This is a genomic window from Paenibacillus kyungheensis, from assembly GCF_028606985.1.
GTDB classification, from domain to species: Bacteria; Bacillota; Bacilli; order Paenibacillales; family Paenibacillaceae; genus Saccharibacillus; species Saccharibacillus kyungheensis.
The window spans coordinates 72,501-95,102 of the sequence record NZ_CP117416.1 but is presented as its reverse complement, the minus strand read 5'-3'; the positions used below and the strand labels follow the sequence as shown (position 1 = coordinate 95,102).

At 39.2% G+C, this 22,602-nt stretch carries 18 protein-coding genes, 1 tRNA gene, 2 rRNA genes and 1 riboswitch (1 of these 22 cut by a window edge); of the genes, 6 read left to right on the top strand and 15 right to left on the bottom strand.

Features of this window, described 5'->3' with window-relative positions; genetic code table 11:
• Window positions 1–172: 172 nt before the first annotated feature.
• The 4 genes from PQ456_RS00420 to PQ456_RS00405 form a co-directional block, all read right to left on the bottom strand.
• Window positions 173–2,392, bottom strand: coding sequence for a LuxR C-terminal-related transcriptional regulator (locus PQ456_RS00420; protein WP_273614354.1), 2,220 nt, complete (start codon window positions 2,390–2,392; stop codon window positions 173–175).
• A complete protein-coding gene (locus tag PQ456_RS00415) occupies window positions 2,379–2,630 on the bottom strand; it encodes a hypothetical protein (protein WP_273614353.1) in 252 nt (83 codons plus the stop codon). The genes PQ456_RS00420 and PQ456_RS00415 overlap by 14 nt, the downstream gene beginning before the upstream one ends.
• A gap of 17 nt (window positions 2,631–2,647) precedes the next feature.
• Window positions 2,648–4,105 (bottom strand): ATPase domain-containing protein, encoded by a 1,458-nt coding sequence (locus tag PQ456_RS00410; RefSeq protein WP_273614352.1) that lies wholly within the window; start codon window positions 4,103–4,105, stop codon window positions 2,648–2,650.
• A 360-nt stretch (window positions 4,106–4,465) separates the two neighbouring features.
• A complete protein-coding gene (locus tag PQ456_RS00405) occupies window positions 4,466–4,978 on the bottom strand; it encodes a YwhD family protein (protein ID WP_204827347.1) in 513 nt (170 codons plus the stop codon).
• 478 nt (window positions 4,979–5,456) lie between these two features.
• Window positions 5,457–5,596: riboswitch (cyclic di-AMP (ydaO/yuaA leader) on the top strand.
• Window positions 5,597–5,608: 12 nt separating this feature from the next.
• Between PQ456_RS00405 and PQ456_RS00400 the strand changes: the two genes are divergently transcribed.
• Window positions 5,609–6,082 carry a C40 family peptidase gene (locus PQ456_RS00400; protein WP_204827361.1) on the top strand — a complete coding sequence of 158 codons (474 nt, stop codon included), beginning with the start codon at window positions 5,609–5,611 and terminating at the stop codon, window positions 6,080–6,082.
• Window positions 6,083–6,347: 265 nt separating this feature from the next.
• Complete coding sequence (locus PQ456_RS00395; protein ID WP_273614351.1) at window positions 6,348–6,863, top strand: GNAT family N-acetyltransferase; 516 nt, start codon at window positions 6,348–6,350, stop codon at window positions 6,861–6,863.
• An 82-nt stretch (window positions 6,864–6,945) separates the two neighbouring features.
• On the opposite strand, the gene PQ456_RS00390 is transcribed toward PQ456_RS00395, so the two are convergent.
• Window positions 6,946–7,239, bottom strand: coding sequence for a hypothetical protein (locus PQ456_RS00390; RefSeq protein ID WP_273614350.1), 294 nt, complete (start codon window positions 7,237–7,239; stop codon window positions 6,946–6,948).
• A gap of 196 nt (window positions 7,240–7,435) precedes the next feature.
• Between PQ456_RS00390 and motA the strand changes: the two genes are divergently transcribed.
• The 4 genes from motA to PQ456_RS00370 all read left to right on the top strand — a co-directional run bounded on the left by motA (window position 7,436) and on the right by PQ456_RS00370 (window position 10,475).
• Entirely contained in the window at window positions 7,436–8,254 is an 819-nt protein-coding gene (gene motA, locus PQ456_RS00385; RefSeq protein ID WP_273614349.1) for a flagellar motor stator protein MotA, read from the top strand.
• Window positions 8,247–9,089 (top strand): flagellar motor protein MotB, encoded by an 843-nt coding sequence (motB, locus tag PQ456_RS00380; RefSeq protein ID WP_273614348.1) that lies wholly within the window; start codon window positions 8,247–8,249, stop codon window positions 9,087–9,089. The genes motA and motB overlap by 8 nt, the downstream gene beginning before the upstream one ends.
• Window positions 9,090–9,368: 279 nt before the next feature.
• Window positions 9,369–9,857, top strand: a complete 489-nt coding sequence (gene tadA / locus PQ456_RS00375) for a tRNA adenosine(34) deaminase TadA (protein ID WP_273616211.1) — start codon at window positions 9,369–9,371, stop codon at window positions 9,855–9,857.
• 21 nt (window positions 9,858–9,878) lie between these two features.
• On the top strand, window positions 9,879–10,475 hold the full coding sequence (locus PQ456_RS00370; protein WP_273614347.1) for a GNAT family N-acetyltransferase: 597 nt from the start codon (window positions 9,879–9,881) through the stop codon (window positions 10,473–10,475).
• Window positions 10,476–10,558: 83 nt separating this feature from the next.
• On the opposite strand, the gene PQ456_RS00365 is transcribed toward PQ456_RS00370, so the two are convergent.
• The 10 genes from PQ456_RS00365 to PQ456_RS00320 form a co-directional block, all read right to left on the bottom strand.
• Window positions 10,559–11,650, bottom strand: coding sequence for a hypothetical protein (locus PQ456_RS00365; RefSeq protein ID WP_273614346.1), 1,092 nt, complete (start codon window positions 11,648–11,650; stop codon window positions 10,559–10,561).
• A 212-nt stretch (window positions 11,651–11,862) separates the two neighbouring features.
• Window positions 11,863–12,687: a YitT family protein gene (locus PQ456_RS00360; protein WP_273616210.1), complete on the bottom strand. Its 825-nt coding sequence runs from the start codon at window positions 12,685–12,687 to the stop codon at window positions 11,863–11,865.
• Between the two features lie 346 nt (window positions 12,688–13,033).
• Window positions 13,034–13,122: transfer RNA gene (locus tag PQ456_RS00355), tRNA-Ser, on the bottom strand.
• A gap of 89 nt (window positions 13,123–13,211) precedes the next feature.
• The gene (serS, locus tag PQ456_RS00350) at window positions 13,212–14,495 is read right to left on the bottom strand and encodes a serine--tRNA ligase (protein WP_273614345.1); all 1,284 of its coding nucleotides are present in this window, start codon (window positions 14,493–14,495) and stop codon (window positions 13,212–13,214) included.
• Between the two features lie 207 nt (window positions 14,496–14,702).
• Entirely contained in the window at window positions 14,703–15,284 is a 582-nt protein-coding gene (gene pdxT / locus PQ456_RS00345) for a pyridoxal 5'-phosphate synthase glutaminase subunit PdxT (RefSeq protein WP_273614344.1), read from the bottom strand.
• 15 nt (window positions 15,285–15,299) lie between these two features.
• The gene (gene pdxS / locus PQ456_RS00340; RefSeq protein ID WP_273614343.1) at window positions 15,300–16,181 is read right to left on the bottom strand and encodes a pyridoxal 5'-phosphate synthase lyase subunit PdxS; all 882 of its coding nucleotides are present in this window, start codon (window positions 16,179–16,181) and stop codon (window positions 15,300–15,302) included.
• A 217-nt stretch (window positions 16,182–16,398) separates the two neighbouring features.
• Window positions 16,399–17,820, bottom strand: a complete 1,422-nt coding sequence (locus PQ456_RS00335) for a D-alanyl-D-alanine carboxypeptidase family protein (protein ID WP_373462013.1) — start codon at window positions 17,818–17,820, stop codon at window positions 16,399–16,401.
• 484 nt (window positions 17,821–18,304) lie between these two features.
• A complete protein-coding gene (gene guaB / locus PQ456_RS00330) occupies window positions 18,305–19,762 on the bottom strand; it encodes an IMP dehydrogenase (RefSeq protein WP_273614342.1) in 1,458 nt (485 codons plus the stop codon).
• Window positions 19,763–20,682: 920 nt separating this feature from the next.
• Window positions 20,683–20,799, bottom strand: a 5S ribosomal RNA gene (gene rrf / locus PQ456_RS00325).
• A 62-nt stretch (window positions 20,800–20,861) separates the two neighbouring features.
• Window positions 20,862–22,602 (bottom strand): 23S ribosomal RNA (locus PQ456_RS00320); it runs 1,182 nt beyond the window's last position.

The following is a 22,602-nucleotide window of genomic DNA, read 5'->3' as shown; positions in this document are numbered from 1 at the left end:
CACATCTTGTTATAGCTTACAGATTCATTTTCCTAGAAACAGCGGCAGTTATATATAGACTTTATTTCCTATTTTATACATTTTAGGAAATAGGAAAACCCTCCTCTTTCTTTTTTTCGCCTATAAAAAGGAAAAAGATCACCCTTTTTGAAATAAAGGTGATCTTTTTTATTTAACCTATACTTTTGTTAAAAACAGCCGCAATTGCTTGTGCACGGTCGGTTACACTCATCTTATTAAAAATATTCGTTAAGTGATTTTTGACAGTATGTTCACTAATAAATAGAGCAGCCGCAATCTCTTTATTACTGGAAGCTTTGACGACTAGCTCTAATACTTCTTTTTCCCGTGGAGATAATCCAAATTCTTTGACGATCGCTTCCAGACCACGTCCCTCTGCTACTTCAGCAGTTAACGCACGAGGAACAGGCTTTTCTTCCATTAAGCTAATTTCCGTTTGCAAAGTATGACGACTAAGCATGAATAAACGGAACTGACTAATCAAACTAGGATCAATATTAGTAAATTGGGAATCATTCATCAACTGGATATCGTTATCACCTGAAGCAGCCAGAGCAAATACCAATACCATTGTTTGCCCGCCTTTACTATATGGATGAGAGGCTGGGCTATTTTGATTCTGTTGAATTTTCCTAAAATCTTCAATCATTTCTGCTTCTTGTTCAAACAAGTGAGGAAAACTACGTAAAGTGGCTGGATCTGAGAACGACATCAGACAGGCACGTGCAATCGTTTCTCCTTCGTCCTTACGTAATCCGCCCCATAATGCAAATTCCATCACGATTTTCTGTGCATCGGTAGCCAGTTGATATTGCGCTACATTCCACTCCCGAATCGATTCATGCAAAATATGAGCAAATCGATTACTGTTTGATAAAAACTGTTGGCGATCATAAAGTAGCTTCATAATGACACTGCCCATCGTTGCCAGAGCAGACAAAATCTCACGACATTCTTCGCCTTCTTGCTCATCTCCTATTGCAACAGCAAGTACAGCTCTAGTTTTGTCTGCATAAACGATAGGATATTCAATCATCAATGATGAAGGCACTGAACGATTCAGATATGAATTCGTTGCCGGTTGATTATTTCCATTTTCCAAATAGCGACGAGCAATATCGCGGGCATACGTTTCTCCGCGCGGGCTTTCCATACCACGAGCGACCATTTGCACTTTTTCGTCTTCACTTGCTCGATGAACAACGATTGACGCAGATGGACTCCATACCAGATTCAGACTCATATCCACCAGCATAAATAGAACCCGCTGAATATCCTGCACAGATACCATCACACTGGCTAGCTCCATTAATGGCTTAAAGCGCTGAATCTGCTTTTCCATACGGCTATGAGTAATATGGTTACCAATGTACCAACCAATTAAAGAGATCAATGTTTCTTCAAAACGAATATTGGTATTTGTTGATAATTTTTCTTCCAAACCGATTCCAAATAACAACCCGTAATTTTCATCGTCATACCGAATCGGAAAACATTGTACTTCATAGATCGAAGCTAATCCTTTTTGTAGAAAAAAGTGACTGCGTGGATCTCTACCTACATCTTTCCAGTGGCTTAATTGCTCGCTAAGGACTGCTTGACCAAGAAAACCTTCGCCTTCGTGGAAAATAGCTCCTTTTAACTCAGCGGCGGCAGGCCCTGTACTGCTCACAATACGATAAGTACCAGAAGATGTTTTTAAAGCAAATCCGAATACATCTGCCAGATCGCTAGAAGCAAGCACCGCTCGTGTCACTTCTTCTATAGGCATATTGCGACTGGAATCCGACCGCAACGTTTCATTAAGAGTCGTCAGACGTTCTGCGAACTTTTTCTCTTTGTATCCTGATTTCAAGATAAGCGCGATAGCTTTAGATAATTTATTAATCTTATCTTTTTTATATTCTATTTGCGTAACATCGTCTTCTGGTGTACTTTGTATTCGTTCTCTCATGAGACGGAAAAGTTCCGCAGGCCCTTTCAAATCCGGGCTATTGTAATTCACATGATCGATAATGTTTTGTCTGGTATTTTCTTGAATAATAATGCCTGCCCAGATATACATCTCAATCGGTTGCTGATCGATACTAACAGGTGAAATAATCCACTTGATCCCAGGTATCCATTGATCAGACAAAGCAGTAACTCGAAGCCTTTTCAACTTATCGATTTCTGTTTTTAACATACTTTCAAGTTCTTTGGGATACGTGATGAACAAATTAGCGATTTCAGCATCTGAAGGCGTGCTTAACAAATGCCCTTCATGATTTGTGATAAAAATAAATAAACCTGTAAGTTCTGCATATACATTTTGGAGTTCCTGACAGCTGTCCAAGTTATCATTTATAAAATAGCTTTCAATCATAAGCATTCATGTCCACTTCTGTTTGAATATAAGGCGTTTTATAACGATAAATAGCACGCGTACCCTGACCATTTTTTTCTAAAATCGATAATTCAGTCAAACGATCAAGCGCACGTTCAATTAAATGCGCATTGCGTCCAAGTCGTTTGGACATGCCCGTACTGGTTTCTAATGCATAAGGATTATTTTCAAAAAATAAGGTACATTCCATCTGTAATGTGATTACATCGCTTTCTGATACCATAAAAGCTTAATCCCTCCTTATACCAGCCGGACAAATGGTGTTTCTGAAATATTAGCTACGATGTGTGGTGCTGACACTCTTCCGCTTGGTGATTTAGTTACTTGTAAATACTGATAATTACCATCAACCCATGTTCTGATTACTCCATTACAAGTACGTTCCAAAAATGAAGCTGTCTCTGTTCCAATTTCACTAAAATTACAATGCGCCATTACAGTAATACCTAACGCCCGCCAAAGTGAAATTTCTTCTGAGAAGTATTTCACAACGAAATCTTTGCCACGTTCTGAAATAATTGTATTTAGATCATAATAAATGAACCAACGCTTATCACAAAGCTCTTCACATTCAAAAATAGGAGAAAGCTTTTCATTTAACGTATTAGCATATTCATCATTCTCTACATCATCTACACGAATAAGCGCTTTTTCTAATCCACTGTCTACAGCACGCTTATAGTGCTCAATAAAATGAGCTTTCCCTTCATCGGCAGCCTGACGCAAAGACACTCCAAACAAATCGATCGTATCGGCAAACATATCTAAAGTGGTATTACCAGACATCATCGTTACGGTACAATCATCGTCTTTGATACGTTGTGCATAAATAGAAGAAAGTAGATATCTATAGTTGGCTTTACTATTCGTATCGATCATAAAGACACTGCCTTTAGGAATACCACCCATCAACAGATCATCTAATGAATCAATACCTGTGGATAGCACTTCAGTTTCCTGTACCAATATTTTATCTTCTGCCATGGATAACGAAGGAATGATATATACTCCATCTTCGATAAATTTATACGTATGTTCACCTTCCAAAATTCGGGTACCACGCATTTTAAGCACTTCAATAGTACGCTTACGATACTTTTCCATTAAAGGCTTTAACGAAAGTCTGATAATCCCATCACAGATATAATTCTCGAAAGGAATATTCATCCCTTCTACTTCTGAATATTCTCTTATAAAAAAAGAAGTTAAAGCATGCTTGCGCATAATGTTACGAATGGTATAAACATTTGTCCTGGCTTCTTGTTCACTACTGAGTAAGCGAAATAAACTAATACTATCCATAACTACGCGTTTACAACCAATTTCTTTGATCATATGTTCAAAAAGACCATTGGGTTCAAGCATTTGTTCTAATAAAATCTCGGGTTCTATACAGATCACACGTAATAAGTTACGCCGTTCCAATTCTTTCAAATTCCAACCGAACCGTTCCATATCATCGTAAATTTGTTCAGGAAGTTCTTCAAATGTAATGTATATCCCCGGTTCATTATGTTTAATAGCACCTTCAACCAAAAATTGCATGCCTATTGTAGTTTTTCCTGTGCCTGGTTCGCCTTCCAGAATCACGACGCCTCCTGGCGGTATGCCTCCACATAAAATATCATCCAGTCCCGGGATACCTGTACTAATTGGCTGTTTTAATGTACTAATATAAGCAGCTTCACTTTTTTGCATGTAGTGTTCCCTCCATCTGTAGAATATTTTAGTCAAGCAAGGGACAGCTTCTTACGATGATAACTTTATCTTAATTATAGCAAGGCTTTATCGATAGAAGAAAGCAAATTTCCAATTTCGGTAAGGGCAGAAAAAGACGCATTGTATTCACAACCTTTTTTACCATATTTTACTTGTTATTATATGATATAAATAAAGATAATCCTACTATTTTGAATCCTGAATAATTGCTTTTAAAATATAATTCTTCTATAGAAGCTACATATTTGGAGAATGCTTCAAAACACTACGAATAATAAAAGACCGACGATCTGAGGGTCGTCGGTCTTTTGTGTAAATAGTAGACTATATAAAGTATTATTAACCTTCTAATGCTGTTTTAAACTCTTCAGAAGATTGGTTCCACCATTCTTCGTTATGAGCAACCAATAATTTTTTAAGGGCAGCTTTTTCTTCGCTTCCCAAACCTTCTAACATAATGCGACGCTTGATAGCATAATCCAATTTGTTCACATGCTCTGCGAGGATTTTCCAGCCTTTTTTCTCTTCTTCGTTAATCCACATTTCGCAAGCTGTAGCGCCAGCATAATTGACACCTTCAGCTAATTTATCGACTGCTACCCATACTAACCATACTTGACGACCACCATTTACTTCTTCGCGGTTAGTCGTAAATTTGATCCCTTTTTCTACTTTACTTTTGGCGTGCATTGCGCCAACATCGATTTTTGCTTCGCCATGGTCTATAATGATAGGGGACACATTATTGAGGTTAATCGCTCCTGCTCCAAAACCTTTGTGTTTACTGCTTTTTGCACTACTACTTACAATATTAAGTGACATCGACTTTTTACTTGGTTGATTTTCATCCATATCGTTCAAATACTCCTTTGTGGGGTCAGTATAAATAAGGTTATTATACATAGATTTATGGTTCGATTTATTATTCATATTGTATCGAATATTGCCTTAAAAGCCAATAAAGTCGATTATTGTCATCAATTTTCATAAAAAAAGGAAAAAAACGTTCATTATTGAGATGGATGAACCGAATAAAGTATATATAGTGATCACAATTCTTCATCAAAAGTCACTATATGAGCAAAAGATTAAAATTTTTTAACTTTTAAAAAGACGATAACCATAGGCTTTCACAGAGATTTAACACTAAAATACAAAAGTAAATCTTAAAAACAGATGAATAAACGTTTGCCAAAGTAAAAAACCTCTGGTAGAATAAATCCAGTGAGATTTTAGTAACAACTTTGTAAACTTTAAAACTAAATGCTGTAACCTTTATAGCAACTGAAAATTTTGTCGTTTTGTCGTAATGATCCGTGTACGGTACACACCAAGCTTTGAGCCAAATTCCGTGGTACCGGGAAACGGGGGAACCGTTTTGGGTGAATTGATCTTGTTTCGGAGGGATCATAGGGGAATACCTTCTACCGAATCCTTAAGCTAACCTCGTAGGCAATTGGAAGGGGACAATTGATTTTGAACATGAAAAAGAAACTAACAGCCGCAGTAATGGGACTTGCTATTGCATTTACGTCACTTGGAGTAACAAGTGCGCATGCAGATTCTAAAATGGATCAAGTTATCGATGGAGCTATTGGAACACCTTATCGTATTGGTGGAACATCTTTTAGCGGTTTTGACTGCTCGGGATTTACACAATATGTATTCAGCAAAATGAACATTGATCTTCCTCGCCAATCTAGCTCTCAATATCAAGTAGGCGAGCCTGTATCAAAAAGTGATTTAATTGCTGGAGATCTGTTATTTTTCAATACTACTGGGGCTGGCGTTTCACATGTAGCGGTTTATGTAGGAAATGGTAACTTCGCACACGCTTCTACTTCCAAAGGTGTGAGAATTGACAGTTTGAGCATGGATTACTATCAAAATCGTTACGTTGGTGCTAAACGTGTTATGAGCGATTCCACATATAACACCTTCGCAACTGACAATTAATCATCGTATTTACAACTCATATAAATGAACCTATAAACCATTGAAGATTCCCGCCAGAATCTTTAGTGGTTTTTTTATGTTCCTATATAAGTAAGACGTATTAAACATCCAATAGGTTACATAAAATAATAAATTTATATCAATTGTTCTTTATAATTATGTCTACTTATTATTAACCTACTCGTAATTATGGTAAACAGGATATTGCAAATTTTTTAAGTTTTTTTTATGGTATATATAAAGTACAGTCAGAGGAGGTTATGTCATGAGCTCACTGTCACATTCTATTTTTCATACGATTCCTTTGACAGAACAACATGCTGCCCAAGTATGTACATGGATATATGATCCTCCTTATAATATCTACGGCTGGATGCCCTGGGATCAAATGAAAGAATTAGGGATTGAGTTCGGTGATCCTGAGATTCGGCAACAACAGTATGTATCGGTATTGGATCAGACAGAACAGTTAGCCGGATTTGCTCAACTTTTTCCATTAGGAGATACGATACGCTTAGGGATTGGTATGCGTCCTGATCTTTGTGGTCATGGTTATGGAGAAGCTTTTGTAGAAGCTATTGTAAAAACGGCTCAAAACCGTAACGCGACAGCCGAAATCGATCTGGAAGTGTTGACCTGGAATCAGCGGGCTATCCGTACGTATCAAAAAGCAGGCTTTTATATTACAGATATGTATGAGCGTAGAACGCCTGATGGTATGAAGCCTTTTTACTGCATGGTCTATCAAGCACCTACTGATGCACGTTATCTTGATATATAAACAAACAAAAAGCACAGCTTAGATGATCTTCTAGTTCATCTGCTCTGTGCTTTTGCTATATACGTATTTTATTAATCTTTTGTTAGATCAAGGTCACAAATGTCATTTCTTCTTTGCCAATCAAAATATCAATGCGATGTGTGTCTGCATCATAGATGACTACCCCACTACCTACGTGGATCATAGATTGTGAGCCGAGCGCAAAAAATAAGTCTTCTGCCAACGCTTCATTTACTTCATTTCGTTCACCTTCAGCAAGCACTTCCCACTCTTGAGGTTCCATATCAAAAAACAAATAACTGTCTGGAATCATGGCTACTGCTGATGTTAAATCACTCAATATCTCTTCATAATCTCTTCCATGCTTAACGCCCATACTCAACCTCCCGATCTGTCGATATTGTTACAATTCCCAACTTATTTACATTATAACGCAAATATACACTAAAAAACTCTTAACAATGCAGCATATCTTGTCGATAAAAGAGTATCAGATGTTTTTGGAAAACACATCATTACATGGAAGTGGATGATGAGAGAGATAAACTATATACTCACGGACGAGGTGTATTATGCAAATTTCAACAATTATTGGTCTAATACTTGGTTTGGGTTCACTTATATTCGGTATGCTTCTAAAAGGTGCCCCCCTTATCAATCTGGTTAATAACCCGGCTGCTTATGTCATCATTTTTGTTGGTACAGCAGCAACAATCTTTATGGCTTTTCCAATGAATGAAGTTAAACGTCTTGGCAAATTGTTTAAAGTTGTTTTTGTTCAACAAAAATTAATGGACAAAAAAGATCTAGTAGGTATGTTTATGGAGTGGGCTTCTATTACGCGTCGTGAAGGTCTACTTGCATTGGAATCCAAAGTCGAAGAAATTGATCATCCTTTCCTTCGTAACGGAATGCGCATGATTATTGATGGTAATGATCAAGAGTTTGTACAAGATGTATTGATGGAAGATATTAATGCGACAGAAGAACGTCACCGTTCAGGCGCACTTCTTTTCTCACAAGCAGGTATGTATGCTCCTACACTGGGTGTACTTGGAGCGGTAGTAGGTCTGATTGCTGCGATGGCGGATTTGACTGACTTGGAAAAGCTTTCTCATGCGATTGCAGGGGCTTTTATGGCAACATTGCTCGGTATCTTTAGTGGTTATGTATTATGGCATCCTATTGCAACGAAGCTCAAACGTTTATCCAAAGCTGAAGTAGAAGTTAAGCTAATGATGGTAGAAGGCCTACTATCTATTCAATCCGGTGTATCTACTATTGCGATTAGCCAGAAATTAGCTGTGTTCTTAACACCTACTGAAAATGCAAAAATGAACAGCGAAGAAAGTAGCGGTGGGGCTGTAGGGGAGGCGGTAGCCAGTGAGTAAAAAAGGTAGACACGAGCCTCATGAAGAACATCCAGATGAAAGTTGGTTGCTTCCTTATTCTGACTTAATGACCCTTTTGCTAGCATTATTTATTACTCTATTTGCTATGAGTTCATTGGATGCATCCAAGTTTCAACAAATGGCAGCAGCGATGAATGCAGCGTTCACCGGTGGTACAGGTGTTTTGGATCAAAATGCTATGGAAGAAACCAGCGGACAAACACCTAAATCCGACGATAATGAAACACCTGCTTCTGCGGCTTCACCGGCAGACAATACTCAAAAAAGCAGAGAAAGTTTACGTGAAAAACTTAAACAGCAAGAACAAGAAAATTTAGAAAAACTAAAAAAACAATTAGATAGTTATATCAAAAACAATGGATTGAGCCAGCAGTTAGCTACCAAGCTCAATCAATCTCAATTAAGTATCACAATCAGTGATAATACGTTATTTGCTTCTGGACGAGCTACCGTAAAACCAGAATCTCGTATACTTGCCAAATCAATCTCTAATATTTTGCAACAATTCCCGAATTACGATATTATCGTGTCTGGTCATACAGACAATATTCCAATCTCGAACTCGCAATATGAATCGAACTGGAATCTAAGTTCAGACCGTGCACTCAACTTTATGAAAATTCTATTGTTAAACAACAAATTAGATCCTCGTAAATTCAGTGCAATCGGATATGGACAATATCGACCTGTGGCTAGTAACTCTACTAATCTAGGACGTGCAGAAAATCGCCGGGTAGAAGTATCGATTATTCGTAAGTATGTAGACGAAGATGTGAATCCTACACTTCAATCTATGGCGAACAACGGTAAATAACAATCAAACTAAAAAAAAGAAACTTTAGAGATCTCTCTAAAGTTTCTTTTTTATTTCAAAATAATAACGATAGATTGAAAATAGACAATAGTTTGCCTAAAATAGAATACGGGCTAATTTTTATCATTTAAATATAGTTATCCACAACTTTTTCCGCTAAAACGGTATCATTTTCGTTTTTCAAGAGTTATCCACAGTTCTATCCACAACGTGTTAACAACGAATATCTGTTCGATGTACAAGTAAAGAAAGTATCCACAGTGAAAGGTTGGGTTTATTATTTCTCAAGAAGTACATGAGTATTGGATGCGAGAAGCGATAGCCGAAGCTCGCAAAGCTGAACAGCTCGGTGAAGTACCGATCGGAGCGATTGTAGTCAAAGATAATGTGATCGTTGGCCGGGGTTATAATTTACGTGAAACTTCATTCGATGCTACTGCTCATGCCGAAATTATAGCGATTAGACAGGCGAGTGAAACATTGGGCGCCTGGAGATTATTAGATTGTACCCTGTATGTTACTTTAGAACCTTGCCCGATGTGTGCAGGGGCGATTGTACAGAGTCGTGTACCAACTGTAGTCTACGGAACTGTAGATCCCAAAGCAGGCTGTGCTGGTACATTGATGAATCTGCTACAAGAACCTAGATTTAACCATCGTACAGAGATCATTACAGATATATTGCAACCTGAATGTGCGTTACTATTAACTGACTTTTTCAAACAGCTACGCTTGCGACTCAAAAAGCGCAAACCGTTACAATCATAATTCTGTATAAGGAGGGGTTGTATGTCGCTAGAATTGTCTGATCGTACATTAGGTATTTATATTCGTTTACTTGAGCCAGAGGATGCCTCTGCCCTTCTCCAGTTACGAGTCAATAGTCGTGAAGCCAATCAAGTCTTTGAGCCAAGATATCCTAATGAGTTTTTTACACTTCCTAGTCAATTGGACTTGATCTATCGCAGACAACAAGAAGCCTGGGAAGATAAAGCGTATCTGTTTGGCTTATTTTCTTCAGAAGATCATGAGTTACGAGGTACGTTATCTCTGACACATCTAGTACGTGGTGTAGGTCAATTTGCAGACATCGGTTATTCTATGGATTCTAGTTTTCAAGGTAAAGGGTATATGACTGGTGGTGTAAAATTGCTTTTAGCGTACGCTTTTCGCTCTCTAGGGCTTCACCGGGTACAAGCAGGTATTTTGCCTCATAATATTGCTTCAAGGCGTGTACTGGAGAAATGCGGCTTTCAAGCAGAAGGAATTGCACGTAAGCTGGTCAAAATCAACGATCAGTGGGAAGACCACCAGATGTTTTCGATTTTAGAAGAAGAATTTACGCGTCTCTCAACCGATTCTACAGTAGATACTTCTACATTATAACTAAACTGACTGGTATCTAGATTGATTTCACACATAAAAAAAGCTCACTGCGTATAAGCAGTGAGCTTTTTGCTACCAAATGATTAGTTACCACCGTACATGGAACCAACTTGTTTTTGGAATTCATCCATTGTTACAACATCAGCATCTGCTGGGATACCAATAGCAAATGTTTGTTTTTCGTTGATTTTGGAATACTGACTGCTACCATCTACAGACAATTTCACATTCTGCTTAGTATCAGGATCAGAGAATACAGCATCCATTACCATTTGTTGATATACAGGGAAATCATCTTTGTTGATTGCTGTATTGATATGGAATTGGTTTAGAGTCAAATATTTATCCAATTCGTTGACAGATTTGCTGAAGCTGTTTTGAGAATCTTCAGATTGAAGTTCTTTTTTCATTTCATCAATATCTGTTTGTTTGATATTCAAAGCATTACGATATTCTTCTTTAGACAATACATCCAGTACAGCTGGCAATGCTTGTTTTACGAAGATTGTTACTGCTTCTTTAGCATTATCATTTGTTACTGCGAATTGAACTACTTGTTTTGCATCTACACCTTCAGGAAGAGCAGCATCTTTTGTATCTACATCTTTGAAGTATTTAGCTTGGTCATATTTGTCTAACACTGCATTAGACAAGTCTTGAGTTAATTGTTGTGTTGTAGCTGGGCTTAAAGGTTTGTATTCTTGACCTTGTTGAGCAGCCAATTCTTTTAGATCCAATTTCAAGAATTTACCTACTAATGTATCAGGCAAAGCCAACATTGGGATCTGTGGAATTTTGATATACAGAACTTCTTGAGTCATAACCATAGGCACTGTAAATGTCATTGCCATATCGCCGCTCAATTTCAATTCCATCGTCAATTCCGTTTGCATAGGGTCACCTTGATATACCCCTGTTACGTTAAATTCTGCATTTTTAAGTAAACTTGCGATTTGTGCACTTTGAGCATCTGTTGTAGCTTTGCCATCAGCAGTAGTAAAAGATAATTCATTTACTTTCAACTTAGTTGCAATTGCATAAGATGTCATTTTAGCTGCGTTGGTTGTTGCCGCCTTTACCGCTTCTTTCGGTTCAGCTTTCTTTGTACAACCTACAAGTGCAACTGTAAGTATCATGAGCATAACTAACAGCCCAAGTGTCATTCTTTTTTTCATTTTGTTACCCCTCTCTTTTTTTACAGCGATGAAGTTTTACTTCATTTTCAAAATACGACAGGTATAAAGCCAGCATACATAATAACCCATTTTAGCTAATTTTGAAATACAAAAACTCAAAATTGGTTATTAATACTTACTTTTTACGAATATACTGACGATGAAGCTTTTACCAACATACCATACATTCTGGAAAATGAAGTTACACTTTGTTAATGGATATCTTTTTTCTTGAATCTTCCACCTTTAACATCATGGATATTACCAACAGCCATAAATGCGGTTTCATCAAAATGATTCACAATTTCTTTTAACTTGGCTTCTTCTAAGCGGGTGATAACACAGAAAATGACTTTCTTCTCTTCTCCGGAAAATCCACCTTCACCAGACAGATACGTGACTGTTCGTCCCAGACGATGAATAATAGCATCTCCGATATCCTGAATACGATCACTTATAATCCATACGGACTTGGATTGATCCAGACCATCAATTGTAATATCGATCACTTTGGTTGCAATATAATACGCAATAATAGAATACATTGCTCGATCCCAGCCAAATACAAAGCCTGCTCCGCATAGAATAAACACGTTGATAATCATAACAATCTCGCCTACTGAAAAAATAGACCGTCGCGACAATAAGATTGCTACAATCTCTGTACCATCCAATGATCCGCCAGAACGTAGTACAAGTCCTGTGCCTAATCCGAGAAACATACCTCCAAATACAAAAGCAAGTACGGTTTCTTTGACAAATGCTTCTACAGGGTGCAATAAAAATGTGCCTATCGACATCACAGTTATACCTAACAAAGTAGACAAAGCGAATGTTTTACCTATTTGCTTATAACCAATAATCAAAAACGGAATATTAATTACAAATAGAAACAGACCTAATTGCCACTTTGTGATATAGGACAAAATAATAGATATGCCTGTAATTCCGCCATCTGTAATATTGTTAGGAACCAGAAACAGCTCTAACGCGACAGCTACAATCATAGCACCGAGCACGATAAGCAATGTACGCATCACTGTACTTTTCAAAGACCGTCTACCGTGCTTGATCGGCACGAATGTGGATAAATCGGGAGGTTGATTCATATCTACCATGGTATGTCCTCCTATTCTTATGTACGTAGAGATATAGAGTTTGGTAACATGTTTTTCTTGCAGTAGATGATAATGGGTGAAATGACCACATACCATATGATCAGGAGTCCATAATCTATATATCAGAGTAGTCACTATTTATTATGACATAAAATAGTGGGTTGTCCTACATAAATCAAATGCAGATAGTATAAAAATACTTATAGCTTATCAATGAGCAACAAAAAAGCCGTTCCTGTAAAGGAACGACTTGGATTTAAATATATGGCGGAGAGGGTGGGATTCGAACCCACGTGGAGTTGCCCCCTAACGGTTTTCAAGACCGCCCCGTTATGACCGCTTCGGTACCTCTCCAGAAAAGCTTTATCAATCTTGCACAACATAAATATCATATCATGGATTTTAAGATTTGACAAGCTTTTTATAAAAAAAGATTTAAAAAATTATTTTTTGCTTGTAATTACTTCTGCCCCGCGCATATATGGACGCAATACTTCAGGGATAATGACACTGCCATCTTCCTGTTGATAGTTCTCTAGAATCGCTGCAACCGTACGGCCTACAGCCAATCCTGATCCATTTAACGTATGCAAAAATTCAGGTTTGCTCTTCGTATCTTGACGGAAACGGATATTGGCACGACGTGCTTGGAAATCCTCTACATTCGAGCAAGAAGAGATTTCGCGGTACATATTACTCTCAGGCAACCATACTTCCAAATCATACGTCTTAGCAGCTGTGAAGCTCATATCCCCTGTACATAGAGCAAGTACACGATAAGGTAGACCCAATAACTGCAATACACGCTCTGCATTAGCTGTCATTTTTTCTAATTCATCATAAGATGTCTCTGGTTGTACGATTTTGATCATTTCAACTTTGTTAAATTGATGTTGGCGAATCAAGCCACGAGTATCACGACCTGAAGCACCTGCTTCAGAACGGAAACAAGAGCTATATGCTACGTAATGTTTTGGTAATTGATCGGCTGGCAAAATCTCTTCACGATGATAATTGGTCACCGGTACTTCTGCTGTAGGAATCAAATAATATTCTGTATCATTTAGCTTAAACAAATCTTCTTCAAACTTAGGTAATTGTCCTGTACCTACAAGACTATCTTTGTTTACGATATATGGAGGTAGAATTTCTTCATACCCATGCTCACTGCTATGCAGATCCATCATAAAGTTAATCAATGCGCGTTCTAAACGTGCTCCAAACCCTTTATAAAAAGCAAAACGTGAACCTGTTACTTTAGCAGCCGCTTCAAAATCAATAATATCTAGATCTTGAGCAACATCCCAGTGTGCTTTTGGAGTAAATGCGAACTCACGTGGTTCTCCATGACGACGAATCTCTACATTATCGTCTTCAGAAGCACCAATAGGTACACTGCTATGCGGAATATTAGGAATCGATAACATCATCATATCGATTTGTGCTTCCAATTGACGAATCTCTTCATCTAATCCTTTAATACGATCAGATACTTCACGCATTTCAAGAATTAATTCTTCTGCATCTTCTTTGTTCTTTTTACGTTTAGCTACATCACCTGATACTACATTACGGCGATTTTTAAGTAATTCTGTTTCTTGTAATAATTCACGACGCTTGGAATCAAGTGCAGGAAATTCTGCGATTAAATCTAACGATTTGCCACGGCTTTGTAATGCTTGTTCTACACGTGCATAGTCATTACGTAATATCTTTACGTCTAACATCAATAAACCCCTCCTAATGAAAATAACCTTAACTCCTGGTTCTCTTTTCCGCCGTCAAGCTTCATTCTTTTACAAAAAGAGTGAACGCTTTATACCGGGCAAGTGAGAACTTGCCGCCATCTGTATCAGGAGAAATTCCTAATCACAGAAGCTACCAAGAGTTAAGGTGTAATGTATTTAAACGATCTAGCTAATTACAACATGCGATTACTTATGAGAGACGTACTCTTGCACCATGTCTGCGAAATACTGATGCAAGCGATAATCATCTGTTAACTCTGGATGAAAAGAACAAGCTAACAAATGCCCTTGTCTTGCTGTTACAATCTCATCGTGATACGTAGACAATACTTGTACGCCTTCTCCAACTTCTTGAATAAGAGGAGCGCGTATAAATACTGCACGAATCGGCTCGTCAATTCCAACCACATCCAGATCGGTTTCAAAGCTTTCACGTTGTCTGCCAAAAGCATTACGTGAAACGGTCATATCCATTAAAGAAAGATGAGGTTGATCTTGCCCGGCAATTCGTTCTGATAATACAATCAGTCCTGCACACGTTCCAAACAGTGGCTTTCCTTGCTCCGAAAATTGCTGAATCGCTTCGATAAATCCATACTTACGCATTAATTTACCGATCGTAGTACTTTCCCCACCAGGGATTACTAATCCATCAATCTCTTCTAATTGCTCGATACGCTTAATACTGATCGCTTCTGCACCCGCCAGTTGAAGGCTTTTCAAATGCTCTGCAACAGCACCTTGTAATGCTAATACACCAATCTTCATGGTCTACCTTCTTTCTTACCAGCCACGATCCTGCATACGTTCTGAAGGAGCCAATTTGGAGATTTCGATACCTTTCATAGGAGCACCCAAGTTTTTGGATACTTCTGCAATCAATTTATAATCATCAAAATGTGTAGTTGCTTCAACGATAGCACGTGCGAATTTCTCAGGGCTATCTGATTTGAAAATACCAGAACCAACAAATACTCCGTCTGCTCCCAAATACATCATCAATGCTGCATCTGCTGGAGTAGCAATTCCACCTGCTGCAAAGTTAACTACTGGAAGACTACCTGCTTCGTGTACACCTACCAATAGATCGTAAGAAACACCAAGATTTTTCGCTTCAGCATATAACTCATCTTTAGACATATTCGTTACTTTACGAATTTGGCTATTGATAAAGCGCATATGACGAACAGCTTCTACAATATTACCTGTTCCTGGCTCACCTTTCGTACGGATCATTGATGCACCTTCACCAATACGACGAAGAGCTTCACCCAAATCTTTAGCACCGCACACAAATGGAACTGTAAATTCATGTTTATCAATATGGAACACTTCATCCGCTGGAGTCAAAACTTCACTCTCATCCAGATAATCTACGCCTAGGGATTCTAATACTTTAGCTTCTACATAATGACCGATACGAGACTTAGCCATTACAGGAATTGATACAACTTTCATAACTTCTTCTACGATCGTTGGATCAGCCATACGAGCTACGCCACCAGCGGCGCGAATATCAGAAGGCACACGTTCAAGAGCCATAACTGCTGTAGCACCAGCAGCTTCTGCAATCTTAGCTTGCTCTGCATTCATAACGTCCATAATGACGCCGCCTTTTTGCATTTCTGCCATACCTCTTTTAACTCTGGATGTACCGGTTTCCATGTTCATGCCCCCTGAATTCGATATATAACATAAGATTATTCTTCGATTACAAAGACTATTTATACTCCATAAGGAATCATAAATAACTGGATGCTTACGTCTCAAATTCATCGTTAAATTTGAGACAGAATCTAACTCATCATTTTACAGTAGAGCTATTGAATATACAATACATTTGATAGGATCATCTATATTGCATTCAGCCAACTTTTAGATATTAAAACATATTTTTAGCGGAATCGAATAAATCAACGAACAAATCACCAATAGCCCGGAAAAATAATCGTATCCAACTACCTTTTTCTACAGGTTCTGCGGCAATCAAGTTTACCGTTTCAACTTGATCTTCTGGCATATTGGAATCTTTATACGTGTACGTAATCGTTCCTAATGCTTTACCTGCTGCTATCGGTGCTGTACGTGTTGCTTCATTTGCCGCTGCTACAGTATACGTAACATTTTTAGGTGCTGTCCCTTTAGGAACAACCACATTGACAGCTGCATCTGTAACAACAGGAACTTCTTTCGCTGTACCTTTTACAACCGGTAGAGAAGCAAGACCTGATACAGCCGCTTTTGCACCAACTACTTGTTTGACTTCAAAATTATCAAATCCATAATCAAGAATCTTTTTCGTTTGAATAAAGCGTTCAGGTTCAGAAGTTGTACCCATTACGACGCTAATTAGACGCATACCATTACGCTCAGCTGTTCCTGTAAAACATTGTCCGGCTGCATTCGTATGTCCTGTTTTTAGACCGTCTAATCCTTTATAAGCATAAGCTTTAAAGTTAGTGATCGAAGCATTGGATTCTAACATCCAGTTCCAGTTGACAACCGGATCCTTATCCGTTGGACGGAATTTGAACGATTGAATTTTAGTAACATCGTTAAAATCAGGATGATCATCTACAATATGTTGAGCTAACAACGCAGTATCCATTGCGGACATGATCGTTTCTTGATTTGAATCCGGTCTTGTTGCAGCAGGCATATCTGCAATATCTAAGCCTGTAGAGTTAGCAAAATGAGCAGTTTTCATGCCAAATTCTTTTGCTTTTTCATTCATAATTTTTACAAAGTCTTGTTCTGTTCCACCAATAAATTCTGCTAGCGCTACCGAAGCATCATTTGCTGATCCTATAGCCATCGCTTTATAAAGATCAAGTACTGTATGCTTGTCGCCTTTAGCCAAAAATACTCGTGATCCGATTTGAGCAGCAGCATTTTCAGATACAGTTACTACATCGTCCCATTTAATTTTACCTTGTTTGACATAATCAGATACTAGATATTCTGTCATCATTTTGGACATACTAGCAGGTGGTAATGCTTCATCTGCATTAATAGATAATAAAATCTTACCGGTAGAAGCTTCCATTAAGACAGCCGATTTTACATCCAAACCAAGTGATTCAGCAGTAGGTAATTTGCCTGTAGCATTTGAAGTAGCTGGTGTAGATTTACTGTCTGTAGTGGTGCTCTTCGAATCTGTAGCAGATGCCGCAGCCATAGTAACTGTAGGAATAACCGCCATACAGAACATATTTGCCACCATAATAACTGTAATTCCTTTTGTAACCATTTGACGTTTCGACTTATTCCAAATTCCGTTTTCTAACCATTTGTTGCGTTTCAATGTGCTGATGCTCCCCTCAAATGTTTAAGCATGTGAATATTGTTCAAAGACTACCTACTACTTGATTGCAATTCAATTCAAAATAAACTTGGTATGTGTGAATATACCAAGACCTTATTAGGAGTCTATTCCAAATAAGTAGCTTACAGTTATATGAACGGTACAATTTAACCTAAATTAAATTCAAAAATAGTCATACAATCCAATAAATTCGTATAAATCTCTACAATTTCTTGTTCTTGGTCATTATGTATCACCATATAGAGGTATATACCGAAAATTACCGAATATCACAACGACTTTCTCATTTTAACATACGGTTAAACGCAAAAAAAGACAAGCTTGTCTTAAAATCACAAGCTTGTCTAAACGTCAATTAAAATGTAAAAGAAGAAGCTGTAAAATCTTCATTCTTTTGCTTATATTGGCGTATTTATATCTATACGTTAGCTTTAGTCAAAGCTACATTATAGAATAAATACAATTACATCGAATAGTTAGGAGCTTCTTTTGTAATTTGAATATCATGTGGATGACTTTCGCGTAATCCAGCACCTGTAATACGAATAAATTGAGTATCATTACGTAATTCAGTTAGATCCCCTGTACCACAGTAACCCATACCAGAACGAAGACCACCAATCAACTGATGAATCGTCTCAGATAAAGGCCCTTTATAAGCGACACGTCCTTCAATACCTTCAGGAACAAGCTTTTTATCATCATCTTGGAAATAACGATCTTTACTTCCTTGTTTCATTGCCGCCATAGAACCCATACCACGATACACTTTAAAGCGACGACCTTGATAAATTTCAGATTCGCCTGGGCTTTCTTCTGTTCCAGCAAATAGACTTCCTAACATAACAGCATCTGCACCAGCAGCTAAAGCTTTAGTGATTTCACCAGAATACTTGATACCACCGTCTGCAATGATCGGAATACCATATTCACGAGCTACTGTTGCACAATCATAGATCGCGGTAATTTGCGGTACACCAATACCTGCAATAACACGTGTTGTACAGATCGAACCTGGGCCAATACCGACTTTAACGACAGAAGCTCCTGCTTGGATCAGATCACGAGTTGCTTCACCAGTAGCCACATTACCCGCTACAATAGTAAGTTCAGGGAACATCGAGCGTAGTTTGCGTACAGCATCCAAAATATTAATATGATGACCATGAGCCGAATCCACTACTAACAAATCCACGCCTGCATTTACTAATGCTTCGGCACGTACAAACGAATCTTGAGATACGCCAATAGCCGCACCTACTAACAAACGTCCTTGAGCATCTTTAGCTGCATTAGGGAATTGAATAGCTTTTTCAATATCTTTAATCGTAATAAGACCTTTAAGAATATTATTCTCATCCACCAAAGGTAATTTCTCGATTTTGTGTTGTTGCAATAATACTTCTGCTTCTTGTAAAGTAGTTCCTACAGGAGCAGTGACCAATTTCTCACTAGTCATCACTTCTGTAATATCAATATTGTAATCATGAATAAAACGAAGATCGCGGTTAGTAATAATACCTACTAATGCATTATTCTCATCTACGATAGGTACACCAGAAATACGATATTTCGCCATTACTGCTTCAGCATCAGATACTTTTTTGTCCGGTGTCAAAGAAAATGGATTAGTGATAACGCCACTTTCAGAACGTTTTACACGGTCTACCTCTTCTGCTTGTTGTTCTACAGACATATTTTTGTGAATAATACCAATACCGCCTTCACGAGCCATAGCGATAGCTAAAGCTGCTTCGGTTACTGTATCCATTCCTGCACTGATCAAAGGAATATTTAATTTCACGTGCTTGCTAAGAACTGTAGCAACACTTACCTCTTTTGGTAAAACTTCAGACTTACGGGGTACCAACAATACATCATCAAATGTTAGTCCCTCTTTAGCAAATTTTGTTTCCCACACAAGGATGTTCCTCCCTTATTCTTTTTTTATTCTATAATAAAAAAACCTTACACAAATAAGGCGTTAAAATAGCTGAAAATGAGTTTCTGCATTAGTTTCTGAAAATATATTATTGCAATCTTAGCAAAGCGTATTACAGACTGTCAAGAATGTTAAAGTATTATCTACAATTGATTTCTCCTCGCAAACGAATGTCCACCTAGTAGAGACATTCACCTATGTTTTTCCTTATTTATCAAGGAAAAGAAATATAAGTATGCTGCATAAAACGGATTATTCTACTTTCATTTTTCTATCTGTATATAGGCTATAAAATGGTGATATTTTTATATTTAGCTTAACAAGTATACACATAGATAATAAGAGATAGCGCAAATAATTATAATCTCCCTCCTTAAATAGCAGAAAGCTGATAGAAATAAACATAATTAGAAAAGCAAAGTAAAAATACTTAAGGAAAGCTATCCAACAAGCCTAAAGTAGAAAAACAGAGAACTCTACTAATATATATGTAATGTACTATCAGGAAATCATAAATGACAGTAGGAGAAGGAAAGAGCAACATTTAGGCAGAGCCGATCAGTAGAGAGAAAAGAACACCAACAGTACAATAGAAATAATGGAACGTGAAAGTAGAGATGGGAAACGCTTCGTTAGAGCGACAAAGGAATAACCTACTAAAAAAACTAATCGAAGAAGGTTAGACAAAACTCATCAGACGAAGCGACCCAGCCACCAGAGTTTGCACATTCCTCGCTTACACCATCAGCAGTGGACCATTTACATCTACACCCTATACCTACACTTTTCCCTCCACCCCGTTCATCAGACTTGTTCCAACACCATGGTTTCCATTCTTTTATACACAAAAAAAGAGCGAATCCTGGAATCAGGAATCACTCTTTTGGGTCTTGCGCGTTGCTTGGCAACGTCCTACTCTCCCAGGACCCTGCGGTCCAAGTACCATCGGCGCTGGAGGGCTTAACGGTCGTGTTCGGGATGGGTACGTGTGGAACCCCTCCGCCATCATTACCAAACAGGCAGGTGTGTTGCTCCCTGAAAACTGAATCCGAAAACGAAAACATCGCGTGTTAGCTTATTGGATAAGCCCTCGACCGATTAGTATTGGTCAGCTCCATGCCTTGCGGCACTTCCACCCCCAACCTATCAACCTCGTCGTCTACAAGGGGTCTTACATACTGGGAAATCTCATCTTGAGGGGGGCTTCACGCTTAGATGCTTTCAGCGCTTATCCCTTCCGCACGTAGCTACCCAGCGATGCTCCTGGCGGAACAACTGGTACACCAGCGGTGCGTCCATCCCGGTCCTCTCGTACTAAGGACAGCTCCTCTCAAATTTCCTACGCCCACGACAGATAGGGACCGAACTGTCTCACGACGTTCTGAACCCAGCTCGCGTACCGCTTTAATGGGCGAACAGCCCAACCCTTGGGACCTACTTCAGCCCCAGGATGCGATGAGCCGACATCGAGGTGCCAAACCTCCCCGTCGATGTGGACTCTTGGGGGAGATAAGCCTGTTATCCCCAGGGTAGCTTTTATCCGTTGAGCGATGGCCCTTCCATGCGGTACCACCGGATCACTAAGCCCGACTTTCGTCCCTGCTCGACGTGTCTGTCTCGCAGTCAAGCTCCCTTATGCCTTTACACTCTTCGAATGATTTCCAACCATTCTGAGGGAACCTTAGGGCGCCTCCGTTACACTTTAGGAGGCGACCGCCCCAGTCAAACTGCCCACCTGACACGGTCCCTGTACCGGATCACGGTACGAGGTTAGAACTCAAATGCGATCAGGGTGGTATCCCAACGGCGCCTCAACCGAAGCTTGCGCTCCGATGTCTACGGCTCCCACCTATCCTGTACAAATCGCACCCCAGTTCAATATCAAGTTGCAGTAAAGCTCCATGGGGTCTTTCCGTCTTGTCGCGGGTAACCTGCATCTTCACAGGTATTAAAATTTCACCGGATCTCTCGTTGAGACAGCGCCCAAATCGTTACGCCATTCGTGCGGGTCAGAATTTACCTGACAAGGAATTTCGCTACCTTAGGACCGTTATAGTTACGGCCGCCGTTTACTGGGGCTTCGGTTCATAGCTTCGCTTGCGCTAACCACTCCCCTTAACCTTCCAGCACCGGGCAGGCGTCAGCCCGTATACTTCGCCTTGCGGCTTCGCACAGACCTGTGTTTTTGCTAAACAGTCGCTTGGGCCTTTTCACTGCGGCCCCCTCGTGCTATTCACACTACCGGGGCACCCCTTCTCCCGAAGTTACGGGGTCATTTTGCCGAGTTCCTTAACGAGAGTTCTTCCGCGCGCCTTAGAATTCTCTTCTCACCCACCTGTGTCGGTTTACGGTACGGGCACCTGCTTCCTGGCTAGAGACTTTTCTTGGCAGTGTGAAATCATGACCTTCGCTACTGTAATTTTCGCTCCTCATCACAGCCTGGCCTTGGGGTATGCGGATTTGCCTACATACCAGCCTCACTGCTTGAACGGACATCCATCAGTCCGCGTCACTATCCTCCTGCGTCATCCCATTGCTCATAACGGCTTTCGGTGGTACAGGAATTTCAACCTGTTGTCCGTCGACTACGCCTTTCGGCCTCGCCTTAGGTCCCGACTTACCCTGAGAGGACGAGCCTTCCTCAGGAATCCTTGGGTTTTCGGCGGATCAGATTCTCACTGATCTTTTCGTTACTCATACCGGCATTCTCACTTGAATGAGGTCCAGCGCTCCTTGCGGTACACCTTCAATCTTCATTCAACGCTCCCCTACCCCTGATACAAAGTATCAAGCCATAGCTTCGGTGGTGTGTTTAGCCC

Bases quoted from the DNA above. Each gene is read 5' to 3' on its own strand.
- PQ456_RS00405 (WP_204827347.1), bottom strand. From the start codon at position 4,978: ATGGATGAAAATCAACCAAGTAAAAAGTCGATGTCACTTAATATTGTA.
- pdxS (WP_273614343.1), bottom strand. From the start codon at position 16,181: ATGGAAACCGGTACATCCAGAGTTAAAAGAGGTATGGCAGAAATGCAA.
- PQ456_RS00410 (WP_273614352.1), bottom strand. From the start codon at position 4,105: ATGCAAAAAAGTGAAGCTGCTTATATTAGTACATTAAAACAGCCAATT.
- PQ456_RS00415 (WP_273614353.1), bottom strand. From the start codon at position 2,630: ATGGTATCAGAAAGCGATGTAATCACATTACAGATGGAATGTACCTTA.
- motA (WP_273614349.1), top strand. From the start codon at position 7,436: ATGCAAATTTCAACAATTATTGGTCTAATACTTGGTTTGGGTTCACTT.
- PQ456_RS00395 (WP_273614351.1), top strand. From the start codon at position 6,348: ATGAGCTCACTGTCACATTCTATTTTTCATACGATTCCTTTGACAGAA.
- PQ456_RS00390 (WP_273614350.1), bottom strand. From the start codon at position 7,239: ATGGGCGTTAAGCATGGAAGAGATTATGAAGAGATATTGAGTGATTTA.
- PQ456_RS00420 (WP_273614354.1), bottom strand. From the start codon at position 2,392: ATGCTTATGATTGAAAGCTATTTTATAAATGATAACTTGGACAGCTGT.
- PQ456_RS00360 (WP_273616210.1), bottom strand. From the start codon at position 12,687: ATGCGTACATTGCTTATCGTGCTCGGTGCTATGATTGTAGCTGTCGCG.
- PQ456_RS00365 (WP_273614346.1), bottom strand. From the start codon at position 11,650: ATGAAAAAAAGAATGACACTTGGGCTGTTAGTTATGCTCATGATACTT.
- PQ456_RS00370 (WP_273614347.1), top strand. From the start codon at position 9,879: ATGTCGCTAGAATTGTCTGATCGTACATTAGGTATTTATATTCGTTTA.
- serS (WP_273614345.1), bottom strand. From the start codon at position 14,495: ATGTTAGACGTAAAGATATTACGTAATGACTATGCACGTGTAGAACAA.
- pdxT (WP_273614344.1), bottom strand. From the start codon at position 15,284: ATGAAGATTGGTGTATTAGCATTACAAGGTGCTGTTGCAGAGCATTTG.
- PQ456_RS00400 (WP_204827361.1), top strand. From the start codon at position 5,609: ATGAAAAAGAAACTAACAGCCGCAGTAATGGGACTTGCTATTGCATTT.